Below are 16,459 nucleotides of genomic sequence, written 5' to 3' on the forward strand. Positions count from 1 at the left end.
GGCGCGCACGCATCTGTGGTGCGTGCGTCGATGCGTGCGGCGCGGAAACGCCACGCGCACGAACCGCTGGGGCGCGCACGCATATGCGCTAGCGAACCTCCGATCGATGCGCGCCGCGAGCGGGAGGGGTCGGCTGACGCGCTCAGCCGACCACGGAGTGCACGTACGCCTCGGCGGGGTGCGCCAGCGTGGAGGTGAGCCGACCGAACAGCGCCACGCTCTCGAACCCTGGCCAGTCGGCCGGCAGCGCACTCGCAGGCAGCCCGGGATCCAGGTACGGGATGATGCGCCAGTCGTCCAGTGCCCGGATGTACCGCGAGAAGGCTTCCTTCTCGTCAGCGGCCGGCGTCGCATCCGTATGCCGCTCCAGGAAGGTGGTGTGCAGTTTGGCGAGCCGGTCGAGGTCCCACCAGCGAGCCGCAGCCTCGGTCGGGGTGCCGGACAACCGGGACTCGGATGCCATGAACAGAGTCGCGGTTTCGCGCAACCCAAGGTCGTTCAGGATCTCCTCCACCTCGTCGGCGAGGAACGCCGGGCAGATCCAGAGTCCCGTCGCGACCGTGCCGCATCCGATCCAGCCGAGGCGACGCCGAAGCTGGTGCCTGGCATCACGCTTGGTTTCGGGAATCGAATACGAGATCAGGCACCACAGGTCGTTGTCCCCCTGTTGGCGGAACGAGTAGATCCGGCGGTCTCCACGCTCGAGCATCGGCACTGCTTCGGGGTTCAGCCGGTAGCCTGCCTGGCCTCCGACGGTTTCGGCGGTCAACAGGTTCTTCGTCTTGACCCGCAATACCGCGCTTCGGGTGCTGACCGGCGAGACCCCGACGGCGCCCATCAGCGTGATCAGGCCGGCGATCGAGGCCCAGCCGCCGATACTGCGCAGGTGCGCGCCGATGATGGTGCGCAACATCGAAGTGGCACTCCCCGGACGGGCGTCGAAATCGTCGAGGATCACGGCGCCATCACTCGATCATCGCGTGTCTGATCGCGTCAACTCCGAGGTGCACTTCAGCGAAACTGGTGGTGAGTGGCGACAGCCCCAGGCGCAGGCCGTTCGGACGCCGGAAGTCGGGGATGATCCCCTGCTCCCAGAGCCGGGCATTCACCTGCTGGAAACTGTCGTGGTCGATCGTGACGTGGCTTCCCCGCTTTGCGGAGTCGCGCGGGGATGCGAGTTCTACCCCCAGGGGCACCAGCAGTTCATCGACCAGTGTGATCGCATATTCGGTGAGCCGAACCGACTTGGCACGCAGCTGGTCCATTCCCGTCTCCGCGATGAGGTCGAGCATGTCCTGCATCGCGAGCATGCCGACGATCGCCGGCGTTCCGCTGATGAAGCGGCGGATGCCGTCATGCGGCTGGTAACGCGGACCCATCTCGAACGGTTCGGAGCTGCCCATCCAGCCCTGGATCGGCTGCACCATGGTTGCCTGGTGGTCCGACCGCACGTAGCCGAAGGCGGGCGACCCCGGCCCGCCGTTCAGGTACTTGTAGGTGCATCCGGCGGCCAGGTCGACTCCCCAGGCGTCGAGTTCGAGCGGGACCGCCCCGACTGAGTGGCAGAGATCCCAGAGCACGAGCGCACCGGCCTCGTGGGCGAGCCGCGTGATCGCCGGGGCATCGCTGAGGTAACCGGAGCGGTAGGCGATGTGGCTGAGTACGACCAGCGCCGTATCCTTCCCGAGGAGTTCGGCTACCTCGTCGGGCGTCACCCCGCCGTTCGGGTCGGCGTCGATCCAGCGCAGCGTCTTGCCACATTCGGCGGCAATGCCTTCCAGCACATACCGGTCGGTCGGGAAGTTGCCCCGGTCGACGATGATCTCGTGGCGATCCGGGCGGGCGGCAAGACCGGCGCGAATCAGCTTGTACAGGATGACCGTGGTCGAGTCGCCGATGAACGCCTGCCCGGGCGCAGCCCCCAGAACGGTTGCCCCCAGCTTGTCGCCCAGGGCGAGCGGGAGGTGGTACCAGGACTCATCCCAGCCACGGATCAGGCGTGACGCCCACTGGTCGGTGACGAACCGGCCGAGCCGCTCGGCGCTCGCCTTGGTGGGGCGACCGAGGGAGTTGCCGTCCAGGTAGGCGACAACATCATCCGATTGCACGAACAGGTCGCGGTACCCGGCGAGCGGGTCCGCGGCGTCGAGGCCGGCCGCCGCTGTGGCTGTATCAGTCATCCGCAGACCTTTCGTTGGTGGGCAAGTTTCGGGACACGAGTTGGTGGGCAGTAATAACGGATGCGCCGGCCAGCCACTCCGACAGCTCGTCCCGTCGTTCGCCGGCGACGTAACTGATCGCGTGGCCGTACTTGTGCGGGGTCATGGCGCGAATCACGCCGTTCTCGCTCAGGCCGACCGCGATGAGCGCGCGGAGCTCCCGCTCGTTGACGCCTGCCGGAAGCGGCCCGTTGCCGAAGTCGGTGCCGTAGCTGATGTTGCCGCCGAAGGCATGGAAGCGGCGCAGGTTGTCCTTCGCAGTGACGAACTCTTGCGTCGGTTCCCCCCAGCCGTGGATGTCGAGGGTGCTGATCCAGCTCTGGGCGCCACTCAGCGTGCGAGCCTTCGGCCCGGCCATCGCCATCAGCAGTGCGTCGTCGAGTCGTTCCGTCCACGGCGTGTGGGCGAGGCGATCGGCTCCAGCCTCGAACGCCCGCGCCGCCTGACCTGCGCCCTCGACGTGCGCAACGACCTCGCGGCCGCGAACGTGTGAGTGACCGACGATTGCCCTCAGGGTCAGGTCGTCCAGCACCGGGCCAGCATCCGAGTTGAGGACAACCTTGATGAAGCTTGCGCCCGCCTCGAGTTGACGGTCGACCGCGCTGCGGGCCGCATCTGCGTCGGCCACTTCGACGACCGCGCCATCCGGAGCCCACTCGCGGTCGGACGGGTAGCCGCCGACCGTCGTGATGAAAGCTCCGGCGAATCGTGCCCTGGGCAGTTCAGGGCGGTCTGCCCAGGTGCGGGCGATCTCCGGGTTCCAGCCGAGGTCGTCGACCGCGGCGATCCCGCCGGCGAGCAGTGCCTCGGCGTCGCCGAGGCCCAGGTGCACGTGCGAGTCAACGAAGCCGGGGAAGATCGTGCCGGGGAGATGCAGTTCGGGGCGGCCGTCATCATCCGTCGCCAAACGGATGCCGCCGGCATCCGCCACCATCGTCGACGGCCCGCGCCAGCCACCGGACCAGCACTCGTCGGTCGAGAAAACCAGGGGGGAGCTTTCGGTCACGACTGCCCGATCTCGGTGCGGACGGCGAACAATTCCGGGAAGAAGGTGAGGTCGAGCGCCTTCTGCAGGAAGCCGACCCCGCTCGACCCGCCGGTGCCACGCTTCATGCCGATGATGCGCATCACCGTCTTCATGTGCCGGAAACGCCACAGCTGGAAGTTGTCTTCGAGGTCGACGAACTCCTCACAGGTCTCGTAGGCGAGCCAGTGCGCATCCGGGTTCTCATAGATGTTGCGGAAGGTGGCGACCAGTTCCTCATGGAACGCATAGCCCTGGGTGACGTCGCGTTCGAGCACGCTCGTCGGAACGTCGTGGCCGTGGCGGGCGAGGTAACGCAGGAACTCGTCGTACACGCTCGGCTCGACGAGCAGCCTGGAGAGCAGCGCGTGCGCCTCGGCGTTGGACTCGAACACCTTCAGCATGCCGGCGTTCTTGTTGCCCAGCAGGAACTCGACGGCACGGTACTGGTAGGACTGGAAACCGGATGCGTTGCCCAGGTAGCCGCGGAACTCGGAGTACTCGCTCGGCGTCAGCGTGGCCAGCACGGACCACTGTTCAGTGAGGGTGCGCTGGATGTGCTTCACCCGCGCGATGCGCTTGAGGGCGATCTGGAGTTCATCGGCGGCGATCAGGGCGCGCGCGGATTCGAGTTCGTGAAGTACGAGTTTCAGCCAAAGTTCGCTCGTCTGATGCTGGATGATGAACAGCATCTCATCGTGGTGCACCGGGTCGCTGACCGGGGTCTGGGCGGAGAGCAGGTGGTCGAGCTGGAGGTAGGAGCCGTAACTCATCCGGTCACGGAAGTCGGTGACTATGTCATCCTCGATTGTTCTCTCGTGGCCCGCAGCAGCATCCGTCATGGTCGACACCATATTACTTAATCAAGACGACCGCCACACTTTTGCATAGGCGGATGGAACTCGTCAATTAAGCTGGTCGAGCCTGTCGAGCTCGTCGAGGCCCTCACCACCGTGGCTTAGATTATCCCTCGTGCTCACACTCATCGTCGTCATCATCGGCCTGGGCGGCGCCCTCATTTTCGGGGCGGCCGACTTCCTCGGTGGGCTGGCATCGAAGCGGATCAGCAGCATCCGGGTGACCGCGATCGCGGCGGTCGCCGGGCTCATCGTGCTGCTGCTCGCCCTGCCGCTGATCGGCGGGGAATGGTCGAGGGAAGCGATCCTCTACGGCGGCCTGTCCGGAATATCCGGGGCCGGAGCCATCGTGCTTCTGTACGCCTGCCTCGCGATCGGGCCGATGAGCATCCTGTCGCCCCTGACCGCGGTCGTGTCCGCGATCGTGCCGATGACGGCGGGGCTGATCCGGGGCGAACGGCTCGAACCGCCCGGCTACCTCGCGCTCGGGCTGGCGCTGGTCGCCGTGGTGCTCGTCGGCTTCGTTCCGGAGAAGAACGCGGTACGTCCCAGCGCGAAGGCCCTCGCCATGGCGACCGGCTCCGGTGCGCTGATCGGCGTCTTCATGATCCTCATCGACCTCACACCGGACGACTCCGGCCTGCTGCCGCTGATCGCGAACCGGTCGGTGAACGCTGCGATCATGGTGGCGACGATCGCCGTGCTGGCGCTGGTCGCCGCCCGCCGTCGGCCGACCTCTAGCTGGTCGAGCGAGTTAGGCGGGTCGAGCTCGTCGAGACCAGCCGAGCTCGTCGAGGCCGGTAGCAATGTCAAAGCCGACCCCTCCACCATGGTCGCCGAAACCCACTCTCCGCACCCGTGGCTGTCCGGCCTGAAGCTCGCGATCATCTGCGGCGTTCTGGATGCCGTCGCCAACGCCCTCATGCTGCTGGGCCTCCGCCTCGGCGAATTGACGATCATGTCGGTGCTGACCGCGATGTACTCCGCCGGCACGATCATCCTGGCCGCCGTTGTGCTCAAGGAGCGCCTCGCGCCCAGCCAGGTCGCCGGGCTGGTGCTGGCGTTGGCCGCCGCCGCGATGCTCGCGGTGGTGTAACTCCAGTCGCACCAGGGTTCTGACCGCGGAAAAGAGGGAGAATCTGCCGATTCTCAGCAAGAACTTCCCTCAGACGGTGCTGCTGGCCGAAAGGTCCCTCGATTGTGCGCTGGCGTGGGCGGGCGCGGAACAGAAGGCGCCCACCCGTGATGGGCAGGCGCCTTCGTTGTTAAGGGTTCTGGTACTACAGAGCGGCCAGCTGGTCGAGCAGCTGATCGCCGGGGGCGGCGTTGACCATGGTCGCGTCGATCTCGGCGCGACCCAGCAGTTCGTCCATCTTGCGACGACGGGACTTGTTGATCAGCGTCACGACGGTGCCCTGCTTGCCCGCGCGACCCGTGCGGCCGGAGCGGTGCAGGTAGGTCTTGTACTCGTCCGGAGCATCCGCCTGGATCACCAGGGAGATGTCATCGACGTGGATGCCACGGGCAGCGACATCCGTTGCCACCAGCACGTTGACGCGACCGCTGGTCAGCATCTGCAGGTTGCGGGTACGGCGCGACTGGTTGAGGTCACCATGCAACGACGTGGCCGGGATGCCGGCATCGTCGAGCATGTCGGCGAGCTCCTCCGCGAACGCACGGGTGCGGGCGAAGACCAGGGTCTTGCCCGAACCTGCCGCGAGCTGCTCGATGACGGCACGCTTGTCGCGCTGCTCGATGAGCAGCACCTTGTGGTCGATGGTCGAAGACGCCTGGTCTTCACCGGCGACCTCGTGCACGGCCGGGTCGACCAGGAACTGCTTGACCAGGGTGGCAACACCCTTGTCGAGCGTGGCGGAGAAGAGCAGCTTCTGGCCGCCCTGCTTGGTCTGCTGCAGGATGCGCTGCACCGGCTCGAGGAAGCCCAGGTCGCACATGTGGTCGGCCTCATCGAGCACCGTGACCGTGACCTGGCTGAGGTCGAGGCGGCCCTGCTCGATGAGGTCCTCGACACGACCGGGGGTGGCGATGACGATGTCAACGCCGCGACGCAGCGTCATGACCTGCTTCTGCTGGGGAACGCCGCCCACGATGGTGGTGGTGAACAGGCCAACGCTGCGGGCGATGGGCTGAACCGTGCGGTCGATCTGCATGGCCAACTCGCGGGTGGGGGCGAGGATCAGCGCGCGGGGTTTGCGGCCCTCGGTGCGGCCCTTGCCGCCGTTGTTCTCCATGAGTCGCTCGACCAGCGGTGCGCCGAAGGCGATCGTCTTGCCCGATCCGGTCTTGCCGCGGCCCAGGACATCCTTCCCGGCGAGAACGTCGGGGATGGTCGCAGCCTGGATGGGGAACGGCGCTTCCGCACCCATGGAGGCCAGTTGGCGGGTGATGTTGTCGCCGAGGCCGAGATCGCCGAACGTCTTGCCCTCGACCTCACCGGCGGTGACTACCTGGGCTTCGAGGCGCTCCAGGACGACATCCTCGTGGTGGGCGTGAGTCTTGGCGTCACGCGCCGGGTAGAGGTCGGAGTCGCGGCGCGGCGGACGCTCGTCGAACGAACGCTTCGGACGGTCGTCGAAGCTGCGCTGCGGGCGGTCGTTGTAGGAGGGACGCCCGGTGCGCGCCGGACGCTCACCGTACGAAGGACGTTCGGTGCGGTCGTTGTTGTATGCGGGACGCTCCGTGCGTGCCGGGCGGTCACCGTAAGACGGGCGCTCTGAACGCTGCGGGCGATCACCGTACGAGGGACGCTCCGTGCGGTCCTTGTTATAGGCCGGACGCTCTGAACGGCTGTCGCGGTCACCATAGGCGGGCCGCTCGGTGCGCGCCGGACGGTCGCCATAGGACGGGCGGTCGTTGCTGGAACGGCCACGCTGTTCGGCGGGGTCTCGATACGGCTGCTCGCTTCGCTCGCGGCCTACTCGACCAGCAGAATTGTTGGAGCGATCGTTGTACGACGGGCGCTCCGTGCGAGCCGGGCGGTCGCCGTATGCGGGACGCTCGGAACGCTGCGGACGGTCACCGTACGAGGGACGCTCGGTGCGAGCCGGACGATCGTTGTAGGACGGACGCTCCGTGCGATTTGCACGGTCACCGTATGACGGGCGTTCGGTGCGCTGCTGGCTTGCCGGACGGTCCTCGCGAGGCGTCCAGTTGGGGCGGCGGTCCGCCGAGTGCTGGCTGTCGCCGGTGCGAGCGGCACGCTCATCCGCGTTCCAGCGCTTCTTGGCGGGAGCCGCAGCATCCGCCTGGTAACCGCGATGGTTCGGGCTGTGACCGCCTCGGGTCGAGTCGGTGCGTTTGGCAGACTTCTTGCCGGTGAATTTGTTGATTGACATAGGTGCTTTTTCCGGGTTGTTTCAAATTGCATGGCAGGGCACAGCACTTTTTGCTGCACTACTGCAGGAACCCGAGCAACCGTTGGCCAGGACCGTTCACATACGTGATTTTTCCCAGGCACATTCAAGGAGTAGTTGATGTGTGGGAACCGGCCCGAAAGACTTACAAACCCATTCGCGAAACCGCGATGTCTAGAGCCGACCTGTCTACGTTACAGGACCGGCCCCGAATTAGCACGGATTCTGCGCCCGGAAGGCCGCTTAGCGGCGGATGATCAGGCAACCGCCGCGAAAATAGGTGTACAGGGTGCTTGCGAAATAGAACTAAAGTGTCCGCAACATGTTTCACCTCCGGCGTGCCGCACGCGGCGGCATTGCGCTTGGCGCGCTGGTCACTGCGGCTGCCCTCGTGGCGACGCTCGCCGGGTGCTCACCCGACACCGATCGCGTGACACCGGCATCCGTTGAAGAGCAGGTGCCCATCTATCCGGACGTCTCGGTCGTCGAGAACGTGGCTTACGGGACCGACGCCCTTCAACGCCTGGACGTCTGCCAGCCGGCGGATGCCGAGAGCAGCTCCCTGAACAGCGGACCACGGCGGGCGGTGCTATCGGTGCACGGCGGAAGCTGGCGCGAAGGGGACAAGGCCAGCCTGCACTGGCGGAGCGCCTGCGAGTGGCTGGCATCCGAGGGCTTCGTGGCGTTCTCCCTCAACTACCGGCTCGCGCCGGCAGCGCCATTCCCGGCCGCGATCGAGGATGTTCGCTCAGCAGTCGAATGGCTGCGGCAGCCGACGCAGGTGGAGGCGTACGGGTACGACCCGTCCCTCCTCGGGGCTTTCGGCGGGTCGGCCGGTGGCAACCTGGTCGCCCTCCTCGGAGCATCCGGAACCGGTCCGTGGGACATCGGAACCCGCGTCGCCGCGGTGGTCGACCTGAGCGGACCGATCGACCTGACCGTTGCCGGAGACTATCCGGCCGAATTCGCGCGGTACCAGCTCGACTACCTCGGCTGCGACGACTACGACGGATGCGTCGTCGCGCTTGAGGCGTCACCGCACCTCTCAGTGGACCCGACCGACCCGCCCGTATTCGTCGCGCACGCGATAGACGAGTTCATCCCGCCGGCCCAGGGTGAAACGTTGGTGCGGGCGCTGGAGGCGAGCGGCGTCGAGCACGCGTACGTCGAGGTGCCCGGGAACGCCCACTCGATCGGGATGCTCGACGATGGGCTGCGAGCGCAGATCATCGAGTTCCTGCGCGCACACCTGTGAGTGCCGCAGCCCCGATGGGTTCGCCCTATGCGCCGATCAGGGGCTTAATCTGACGCAACTCGTGATCGTTCGCTGCAGCGACAACATCCAGGTCGTATCGGGTCTGGAGGTTGGCCCAGAACCGATCTGACGTTCCGAGCGCTCGCGCCAGGCGAAGGGCAGTGTCAGGACTGATTCCCCGCTTGCCGTGCACGATCTCGTTGATACGACGCGGCGGCACGTCAACGGCCCGGGCCAGTCGATATTGACTGATACCCAAGGGATTCAGGAACTCCTCGAGGAGGATCTCTCCAGGATGGATTGGGTCATGTGCTGTAGACACGTTGTCTCCTCTCTGTGCGATGAGTTCAGTGGTAATCGGTGATCTCGACGTGTTCGGGCCCCGCGGGCGTCCAGGTGAAGCAGACGCGCCATTGGTCGTTGACGCGGATGCTGTGCTGACCTTGGCGATTTCCGCGAAGCTGTTCGAGACGGCTCCCCGGCGTTCGACCCGTCGCTCCCTCGCACCCTCGACCAGGAAGTAGAGCGACGGCAGCACGACCAGGGTCAGCAGTGTCGACGAGGCCAGCCCGCCGGGCAACGGTATGGGGTAGATTTAGATCCGCAGTCAGCCACTCTGATCGGGGGATTTCTTGCCCGATCCACTGGAAATCGGTCTCGCCGCGTTGCCCCTTGTGCTCATCGCCGGACTGCTCGCCCTGCGGGTCAAACCCGTGCCAGCCGTGCTCGGTGTCATCGGCGTCACCCTCGCGCTCTGGTTCTGGTTCCCCATCACCTCTGGGGCCCTCACCTCGACGACCCAGTCGCTGCTCCTGCTCACCGTAGCCGTCGTACTGATCATCTTCGGCGGGGTCATGCTCGCCGAATTCCTCGCCGTATCGGGGGCGCAAGAAAAAATCGGCGGATGGCTGGGAGCCGCCGCCCACAATCGCGACCGAGCCGTACTGTTACTCGGACTCGGCGTCACCCCCCTCGCCGAATGCATCATCGGCTGGGGCGTCGGCGTGATCATCGGGGTGCCGCTACTCATGCGCGTCGGCCTCAACGCCACCAAAGCCGCGACCATCGGGCTGCTCGGAATCGTCCTCGCCCCCTGGGGGTCCCTCGGCCCCGGCCTGCTCGTCATGGCCGAAATGAGCGGCGTCGACCTGCTCGACATCGGGGTGTGGAGCGCCATCCTCAGCCTGCCCGTGCTCGTCATCATGGGCACGGGCATCGCGATCGTCGGCATGGGACGCCGGGCCGCGCTCCGCATGTCCGGCGAAACCCTCGCCACCGCAGTGGTGAGCTGGCTGGCACTCATCGCTGCGAACGCGTGGGTGAGCGTTGCACTCGCCGGCATCCTCGCGTCATTCGCCGCGATCGCGTGCGTGCTGCTCATCGCCCGGGTCAGCGGCGGACCAATCCCCGGAATGCGGCGCGACACCGTCATCTCGCTGCTGCCGTACCTGTTGCTCGTGGTCGGGCTGCTCGTGATGACCGGCATCACGGCGGTCATCGAACTCGGACTGTGGGGTGAACTGCTCACCAGTCCGGCCCTGTGGCTGATCGTAGCCGCAGCATCCGCCCCCGTCTTCCTGTCAATCGCGCCCCGTGACGCATGGGTGAGCGCACGCAAAGGCTTCGCGCTGTTCTGGCCCGTCAGTGTGATCACGGTGCTGTTCATCCTGTTCGGCGGGATCCTCGCCGCGAACGGCATGACCTCGACACTCGCGCAGGCGGCCGCCGGCCTCGGCACCGGGTTCCTGCTCGTCGTGCCGCTCATCGGATTCATCGGGGGTTACGTCACCGCGTCGAACACCGCCACCGCGGCAATGTTCGCCGGTGGAGTCACCACCGCCGCCAGCAACCTCGGGGCCAGCGCCATGGTCGCGCTCGGAGCGCAAAACGTGGCCACCGGGGCCGCCGTCATGACATCACCGTCACGGATCGCCCTCGCCATCAGCGTGGCCGACGGGCTGCGCGCCCCCCAACAGGCTCCCGCCGACCCCGTGCGAATCATCGTGACCGTGCTCATCGCGAACGCCATCGTCATCGTGGTGCTCGCGCCGCTGACACTGCTGCTGGCGACAACCGCGGGGTAAGCGCCAAAAGGCGCGGCCCCTACCTCAGGGTTCGTCGGACAAAGGCACCGGCGACGTCCTCGAACTGAGCACCGCGAGGTCGTCGGCAGCATCCCGCAGCATGGGGAGCAGCTCGAGCGCATTCTCGCGCAGCAACCGCACACTCGGCCCGGCGATATTCAGCGCCCCTACCGCATCCCGGCCCGGCTCCCGGATGGGCACAGCGATCGCGGCCGTGCCGAGCTCGAACGTGGCATCCGTGAAGCTGTAACCCAACTCCGTCACGTCGGCGAGGGCCCTGAGGGCCTCCTCGCGGGTGGACGGTCCGTGCGGCCCGTACTCGTTGAGGTCGTCAAACCCCTGTGCATCGATAATCGCGACGGCACGGTGGTGCTCGAGTCCCGAAAGCCAGGCAAGGCCGCTGGATGCACGGATCAGCTTGATCTCGCGCCCCGCCTGCGGGTCATAGCGCAGCCCGAATCGTGCACCCTGACGTTTCGCGACCCAGACCAGTTTGTCACCGTCTGCGACACTGAGCCGCACAAGTTCGCCGGATACTGCGGCCAACTCATCGAGGAGGGGAGCCGCCACCTCCATCAACGGAAGGTTCGCGAGATGGCGCACCGCACGGGACAACATGCGCAAGCTCAGCATGTACCGACCGTGCACCGGATCCTGGCTGACGTACCCCACATCGCTCAAGTGCGCCAGCGTGCGGTGCACGGCACTCTTAGGCAGCTCAGCCGTGGAAGCAATGTCGCTGAGCCGCATGCCCTCCGGTTTGCCGGTGAGCACCTCAAGGATGGTGAAAGCCCGCAGCAGGGTTGAACTCATCAGATCCTCGACTAGAAAATGGGCCCGGCACAGTCACAATCGATGAGCGTGCAAACATTGAGACTCTACTCCAGCGACGGACGCCGACACGAGACGACCTCGCGCGCGAGTCAGGGAACCAGCAGGATCTTGTTGGCTCCGTGCCCGCCGGCGAGCATATCCAGTGCCGTACCGAACTCGGAGAGAGGCATCCGATGCGACACGAGCATCAACGCCCGCTGCTGCACCCTCGGCAGAACCCGCTGCAGCCGGTTCCATGTGGTCTCGTTGTAGCCGCGCGACCCGAGCACGGTCAGCTCCCGCAACACGATGGGGGTCATGACCGCCTCGCTCGGAACTGAGGCAAGCCCGATCAGAGCGATACGGCCGCCGCGCCGGCTGAGAGACAGCGCCTGACCGAACACGAGGGGGCTGCCACTGGTCTCGTAGACGATGTCGGCACCATCCGCCTGTGAGTTCCGCACGACGGCGAGCGGGTCCTGCTCGTCGACGTTGATGGGGATTCCGCCGAGTTCGGCCGCCAAGGCGAGACGGGCGGTGTCGGCACCGATCCCGGTGACGAAAACCTCACCGGCCCCGGCGTCGAGGGCCAAAATGAGCGTGGCCAGCCCGATCGGCCCAGCACCGATCACCACGACGGTGTCGCCGGGTTCGGGCTTTGCCCGCTCGAGTACTGCGTGCGCGGCCACGGCGAGCGGCTCCATCAGGGTCGCGACGTCGGCGTCCACACCATCGGGCAGCGCATACAGGTTGGTCTCCGGCACGCAGACGTACTCCGCCCAGCCACCGTCTACGCCCCCGCCAAGAAACACCCGGTCGACGCAGAGCGTGGGACGGCCCTCGGCGCAGAACTGGCAAACCCGGCAGGAGATCTGCGGGTTCACGCCGACGACCGTGCCGACGCTGAAGGCGCCGGAGGTGGATTCGACGACCCTGCCGCCCATCTCATGACCGGGGACGAGGGGGAAGCGGGCGCCGTACTGGCCGACGACCGCTTCCTTCCACCTCCAGATTGCGACATCGGTGCCGCAGATGCCGGTCGCCGTCACAGCGAGCAGTGCCTCACCGGGCTTCGGAACGGGTCGGTCCAACTCGACCAACTCGAGGGCTCCGTCGACCGGTGCTGTCTTGACCACTGCTCTCATGACGACGTGACTACTCGGCCGGGGCCGAGGAGCGGATGCTCTCGAAGAGCTCCAGCTCCGCGCCCGTGTACTTGTTGAGGAAGTAGGCCTCAGCCTTCTTCGCGAAGGCCTCGCGGTCGACATCTTCGACGACCTCAACGGCTCCGGTCGCCTCCCAGTCGTCGATGATTTCCTGCTGTACGTCATCGATGCACTCGCGGTTGATGTCACGCACCTCGGTGATCACGTCGGTGAGTGCGCCCTGCTGCTCGTCGTTCAGTGACTGCCACCGCTTCTCGTTGATCAGGACGAGCTGCGATCCCGCGTGGTGCTCGCTGAGGCTGACGTGGCTCTGCACCTCGTCGAGGCTCATGGACGAGACGGTCGGAATGGGGTTCTCCTGGCCGTCAGCGATGCCCTGCTGGAGTGCGAGGAACAGTTCCTCGAAAGCAACAGCGACCGCTTCTGCACCGAGAGCCTCGGCATTCGCGAGGTAGGCCGGGGTGTCCGGGAAGCGCATCCGAACACCTTCGAGGTCTTCGGGGGTGCGGATCGGCTTGTTCGCGCTGAAGTTGCGCATGCCGAAGAAGAAGGGCTGGATGGCACGCGTGCCGGTGGCCTCGAGGAGGTCTGCCTTCATCTTGTCGGCAGCACCGCTGTCGTAGAACTCGAAGATGTGGTCGGCGCCCGTGAAGGCGTAGGCGGAGTCCATGACTCCGACGGGGCCGTAGGTCGAGGAAATCGCCGAATTGCCCTGGATGTCGAGGTCGATGTCGCCGGACATCAGCGAGGTGAAGCGGTCGACGTCGCTGCCGAGGGTGCTGTTGGTGAAGACGTCGATCTGCAGGCCGATCTCCATCGCGTTGATCTTGTCGGCGATCATGGTGGCGCCGCAGCGGCTGTGAGGGTGGTCGTCGGTGAAGCTGTTCGCGAACGTGAGTGTGACGGTTTCGTCAGACCCATCCGCAGTGTCTCCACCGCCACCGGCGCAGCCGGCCAGCAATAGTCCTGCGGACAGTATGGCGAGTGGGGCAAGTACCGCTCTACGGGTTAATGCCATGGGGGTTTCTCCTTTGAAATGAATGTACTTGCAGTTTTCGGAACAGCGTTTCAAAAATTCAACGAGCATCAGTTTCGCAGAGTTCAGCGTGGAAGCCAAGCCATAGGGCGAACCTCACACCGAAGTCGAGAACCGGCCCACAAACTCCACCGCCTCGCGATGTAGCAACTCGATGTACTCATCGACCGAAAGGCGCGCCTGGAGCTCGAGGTTCGGCACCTCCATCGCCACAGGTGTGCCGGGCCGGAGGGCGGCCATGAGCTCGCCGAGAGGTGAGTCGCCCCGCCCGGGAAGCAGCCGGTTGAGCCGCGACTCGATGACCATGTCGCTATCACCGGGGCGGGCACCGGGTGGTCGGTCCTCCCCCCATTCCACGAGCACAGCGGGAGCATCGCACACCTGGAAGACGGGGAACAGCTCAGGATGGTCCGCGACAAGCAGCGGGTCGAGCCCCGTGCGGACCGCGTGTAGTCCGTCGAGTTCCACCGCGCAGCCGGCCTTGAGAGCGATGTCAACGGCGGTGCGGTACGAATTGAGCGGCAGGTAGGCAAGCGGCTCAAGCACCGGGGTGATGCCGAACGGCGCAGCATCGAACGTGAGGCTGCCCACCCGGTCGGCCAGGCGTGCAAGGTCGGAGTCGGCGCCGACCACATTGAAGAGCCGCGCGCCGAGGCGTGCGCTCATCTCAAGCAGTGGCATCCACAGCTCGGCAGTCGCGTGCTCCGTCATCCGGAACACCTCGGTGTCAAGCACGTCGAGCCCGCTGTCGGCGATGAGGAGCTCGAGCTCCCGAAAATCGGGGCCGAGCGGTGTGTACACGGTGTCGGCCTCGGTCACGGGCGAAAGGCGGATCCCCACGAAATCGAAGCCCGCGGATGCTGCGGCCGCAACGTACTCCGCCGGGGTCGCGCCGATCGCGCAGAGTGGGGCGATGCCCAGGGGCGTGAGGGTCGGCATTACTGTCCTGAACGAAGCGGTTGCGACTGAAACGCGGTGCGGTACGCGTCGATCGTCTGGGCGAGTCCGTCCCGCAGCGACGTGTGCACGAAGTCGTCGCGGCGCGCGCGAAGGTCGAGCTCTGCGACGTCGGCGTGGATACCGACATCGCCGGACCCGGAGGTGATTTCCGCTTCCGGCGTGATCGAACGAATGATCTCTATGATCTCGTCAATGGATGCGACCTCTCCCGAAACGCTGTAGGAGTGCGCTCCGCTGATCGGGTCGAGGGCGCTCACGACGAAGGCGTCCGCGACATCCGCAACGAAGACTGCGTCGGTGCGCCCGCCGATCTCGATTTCAAACGGCTCGCCGAGTGCCGCCGCTCGGCAGGCGAGGGAAATTCCGGCGGTCGAGCCGGTCTCGCGGCCGGGCCCGTAGACGACAAGGGGGCGCAGCCCCATCGAATTGAGCCCGAACTGCCGGTGGAACGCACCCGCGATGAGTTCGGTGGAGAACTTGAATGCGCCGTACAGCGATACGGGAGCGAGGTCGAGGCTAGTCGATGAGTACACCGCCGCGCTGCTCGCATACGCGACCCCGGCGATACCCTTCTGCCGGGCTGCATCGAGGATGTTCGTCGTGCCGATGATGTTGACCTTCGCCCCCTCCACCGGGTTGGCGATGCAGAACGGCGTCAGCACGCCGGCCAGGTGAACGATCGCATCAGCGCCGCTGACAGCAGCGCGCACCTGTTCGGTGTCGCAGATGTCGCCCGCTATCCACCGGACGCGACGGAGACCGTCCCCAACGAGCTGGCGCATCAGGTCACTCGGGGCTCCAACGTCGAAGACGACCGGAACCTCGCCGCGGTCGAGCAGGTTTTTGACGACCCAGGCTCCGATGAAACCGTTGCCACCCGTGACCAGCACCGAACGGGGAAGGAATTCGGTCATATCCGGCCACGCTGGTCCATCGCCGCGGCCGAGAACGGCTCCCGGTTCACCTGATCGGCTGCGACGACGTAGTCGACGAGGAAGGTCGAGCAGTGGCCGACCCGAACGTCGCCGAGTTCACCGCCGGCAGCGAGGATGAGCGCGCGGACGGCACCGGCCGCCGCCTCCGTGAGCGTGTCGACGCAGAGCAGCGCCACATGCGAGACGCCGTCGAGGTCCGGGTTGACCGGGCGCAGCTCGGCCTCCTCCGTCACGTAGTCGGTGACATCGTCCCGGGAGCGGGCGAGCGCGACCGATGCCACGAACGGAACCACTTCGATGGCGTCCACGAGTGATTCAAGGCGACCCCGAACATCCGAATACTGGGTCGATGATGCGCCGACGGTCTCGAAACGGGCGGTCGTGACAAAGGCACCGTCGCCGAAACCACGCTGCACCGACACCTCGTTCGCGAAGCGCACGAAGTTCTGGAAGGACGGCTGGATGCGCTGGGTCCACTCACTCGGGTTGTCGAGGCGCTCGAGATAGGGCGCCGAGCGGAACACGGTGACATCCGTCGCCTCATACAGCGTCACGTACTTGGGCGACTGGTGTGGATCGACGGCGACACCCCTGCGGCCGCGCACGAAGCCGGGAATGGATGCCCGCTCCGGCATGTGCTCGATGACATGCCACTCCAGGTAGTCGGCCTGCCCGGTGGGCTCGATATCGTGCCAGATCGAGAGGACTGCATTGGCGTTGATCATGGATGCTCCTT

The 16,459-nt window shown here is 66.1% G+C and carries 16 protein-coding genes; 3 read left to right on the forward strand and 13 right to left on the reverse strand.

What is annotated here, in order from left to right; translation table 11 throughout:
• Positions 1 to 142 precede the first annotated feature (142 nt).
• The 4 genes from ACX3PH_RS02210 to kynA are packed head-to-tail and all read right to left on the reverse strand — an operon-like array spanning position 143 to position 4,085.
• Entirely contained in the window at positions 143 to 958 is an 816-nt protein-coding gene (locus ACX3PH_RS02210) for a PaaX family transcriptional regulator (RefSeq protein ID WP_459088927.1), read from the reverse strand.
• 7 nt (positions 959 to 965) lie between these two features.
• Positions 966 to 2,180 carry a kynureninase gene (gene kynU, locus ACX3PH_RS02215; RefSeq protein ID WP_459088929.1) on the reverse strand — a complete coding sequence of 405 codons (1,215 nt, stop codon included), beginning with the start codon at positions 2,178 to 2,180 and terminating at the stop codon, positions 966 to 968.
• Positions 2,173 to 3,225 (reverse strand): amidohydrolase family protein, encoded by a 1,053-nt coding sequence (locus ACX3PH_RS02220; protein ID WP_459088931.1) that lies wholly within the window; start codon positions 3,223 to 3,225, stop codon positions 2,173 to 2,175. The genes kynU and ACX3PH_RS02220 overlap by 8 nt, the downstream gene beginning before the upstream one ends.
• A complete protein-coding gene (gene kynA / locus ACX3PH_RS02225; RefSeq protein WP_459088933.1) occupies positions 3,222 to 4,085 on the reverse strand; it encodes a tryptophan 2,3-dioxygenase in 864 nt (287 codons plus the stop codon). Before kynA ends, ACX3PH_RS02220 begins: the two co-directional genes overlap by 4 nt.
• Before the next feature lie 130 nt (positions 4,086 to 4,215).
• Here kynA and ACX3PH_RS02230 point away from each other — a divergent pair, with 130 nt between their 5' ends.
• Entirely contained in the window at positions 4,216 to 5,196 is a 981-nt protein-coding gene (locus ACX3PH_RS02230) for an EamA family transporter (RefSeq protein WP_459088935.1), read from the forward strand.
• Positions 5,197 to 5,380: 184 nt separating this feature from the next.
• On the opposite strand, the gene ACX3PH_RS02235 is transcribed toward ACX3PH_RS02230, so the two are convergent.
• The gene (locus ACX3PH_RS02235) at positions 5,381 to 7,456 is read right to left on the reverse strand and encodes a DEAD/DEAH box helicase (protein ID WP_459088937.1); all 2,076 of its coding nucleotides are present in this window, start codon (positions 7,454 to 7,456) and stop codon (positions 5,381 to 5,383) included.
• A 340-nt stretch (positions 7,457 to 7,796) separates the two neighbouring features.
• On the opposite strand from ACX3PH_RS02235, the gene ACX3PH_RS02240 reads away from it, so the two are divergent.
• Positions 7,797 to 8,729, forward strand: a complete 933-nt coding sequence (locus ACX3PH_RS02240; RefSeq protein WP_459088939.1) for an alpha/beta hydrolase — start codon at positions 7,797 to 7,799, stop codon at positions 8,727 to 8,729.
• A gap of 25 nt (positions 8,730 to 8,754) precedes the next feature.
• Here the strand turns inward: ACX3PH_RS02240 and ACX3PH_RS02245 are convergent, their stop codons facing one another.
• Complete coding sequence (locus ACX3PH_RS02245) at positions 8,755 to 9,051, reverse strand: HigA family addiction module antitoxin (protein WP_459089814.1); 297 nt, start codon at positions 9,049 to 9,051, stop codon at positions 8,755 to 8,757.
• A gap of 25 nt (positions 9,052 to 9,076) precedes the next feature.
• Complete coding sequence (locus tag ACX3PH_RS02250) at positions 9,077 to 9,370, reverse strand: type II toxin-antitoxin system RelE/ParE family toxin (RefSeq protein ID WP_459089816.1); 294 nt, start codon at positions 9,368 to 9,370, stop codon at positions 9,077 to 9,079.
• On the opposite strand from ACX3PH_RS02250, the gene ACX3PH_RS02255 reads away from it, so the two are divergent.
• Positions 9,362 to 10,813 carry an L-lactate permease gene (locus ACX3PH_RS02255; protein WP_459088941.1) on the forward strand — a complete coding sequence of 484 codons (1,452 nt, stop codon included), beginning with the start codon at positions 9,362 to 9,364 and terminating at the stop codon, positions 10,811 to 10,813. The genes ACX3PH_RS02250 and ACX3PH_RS02255 overlap by 9 nt on opposite strands.
• A gap of 24 nt (positions 10,814 to 10,837) precedes the next feature.
• Here ACX3PH_RS02255 and ACX3PH_RS02260 read toward each other — a convergent pair whose 3' ends face one another.
• The 6 genes from ACX3PH_RS02260 to ACX3PH_RS02285 form a co-directional block, all read right to left on the reverse strand.
• Positions 10,838 to 11,626, reverse strand: a complete 789-nt coding sequence (locus tag ACX3PH_RS02260) for an IclR family transcriptional regulator (protein ID WP_459088943.1) — start codon at positions 11,624 to 11,626, stop codon at positions 10,838 to 10,840.
• A 110-nt stretch (positions 11,627 to 11,736) separates the two neighbouring features.
• A complete protein-coding gene (locus ACX3PH_RS02265) occupies positions 11,737 to 12,771 on the reverse strand; it encodes a zinc-dependent alcohol dehydrogenase (protein WP_459088945.1) in 1,035 nt (344 codons plus the stop codon).
• A 10-nt stretch (positions 12,772 to 12,781) separates the two neighbouring features.
• On the reverse strand, positions 12,782 to 13,810 hold the full coding sequence (gene dctP, locus ACX3PH_RS02270) for a TRAP transporter substrate-binding protein DctP (protein ID WP_459088947.1): 1,029 nt from the start codon (positions 13,808 to 13,810) through the stop codon (positions 12,782 to 12,784).
• A 114-nt stretch (positions 13,811 to 13,924) separates the two neighbouring features.
• A complete protein-coding gene (locus ACX3PH_RS02275) occupies positions 13,925 to 14,767 on the reverse strand; it encodes a sugar phosphate isomerase/epimerase family protein (RefSeq protein ID WP_459088949.1) in 843 nt (280 codons plus the stop codon).
• The gene (locus ACX3PH_RS02280) at positions 14,767 to 15,702 is read right to left on the reverse strand and encodes an NAD-dependent epimerase/dehydratase family protein (protein ID WP_459088951.1); all 936 of its coding nucleotides are present in this window, start codon (positions 15,700 to 15,702) and stop codon (positions 14,767 to 14,769) included. Before ACX3PH_RS02280 ends, ACX3PH_RS02275 begins: the two co-directional genes overlap by 1 nt.
• A complete protein-coding gene (locus ACX3PH_RS02285; protein WP_459088953.1) occupies positions 15,699 to 16,448 on the reverse strand; it encodes a hypothetical protein in 750 nt (249 codons plus the stop codon). Before ACX3PH_RS02285 ends, ACX3PH_RS02280 begins: the two co-directional genes overlap by 4 nt.
• Positions 16,449 to 16,459: the final 11 nt, after the last annotated feature.

The organism is Homoserinimonas sp. A520, assembly GCF_054489245.1.

What these genes read in the sequence shown, in the direction of transcription:
- kynU (WP_459088929.1), bottom strand. Translation starts at nt 2,180, where the DNA reads ATGACTGATACAGCCACAGCGGCGGCCGGCCTCGACGCCGCGGACCCG.
- kynA (WP_459088933.1), bottom strand. Translation starts at nt 4,085, where the DNA reads ATGACGGATGCTGCTGCGGGCCACGAGAGAACAATCGAGGATGACATA.
- ACX3PH_RS02235 (WP_459088937.1), bottom strand. Translation starts at nt 7,456, where the DNA reads ATGTCAATCAACAAATTCACCGGCAAGAAGTCTGCCAAACGCACCGAC.
- ACX3PH_RS02240 (WP_459088939.1), top strand. Translation starts at nt 7,797, where the DNA reads ATGTTTCACCTCCGGCGTGCCGCACGCGGCGGCATTGCGCTTGGCGCG.
- ACX3PH_RS02260 (WP_459088943.1), bottom strand. Translation starts at nt 11,626, where the DNA reads ATGAGTTCAACCCTGCTGCGGGCTTTCACCATCCTTGAGGTGCTCACC.
- ACX3PH_RS02265 (WP_459088945.1), bottom strand. Translation starts at nt 12,771, where the DNA reads ATGAGAGCAGTGGTCAAGACAGCACCGGTCGACGGAGCCCTCGAGTTG.
- dctP (WP_459088947.1), bottom strand. Translation starts at nt 13,810, where the DNA reads ATGGCATTAACCCGTAGAGCGGTACTTGCCCCACTCGCCATACTGTCC.
- ACX3PH_RS02275 (WP_459088949.1), bottom strand. Translation starts at nt 14,767, where the DNA reads ATGCCGACCCTCACGCCCCTGGGCATCGCCCCACTCTGCGCGATCGGC.
- ACX3PH_RS02280 (WP_459088951.1), bottom strand. Translation starts at nt 15,702, where the DNA reads ATGACCGAATTCCTTCCCCGTTCGGTGCTGGTCACGGGTGGCAACGGT.
- ACX3PH_RS02285 (WP_459088953.1), bottom strand. Translation starts at nt 16,448, where the DNA reads ATGATCAACGCCAATGCAGTCCTCTCGATCTGGCACGATATCGAGCCC.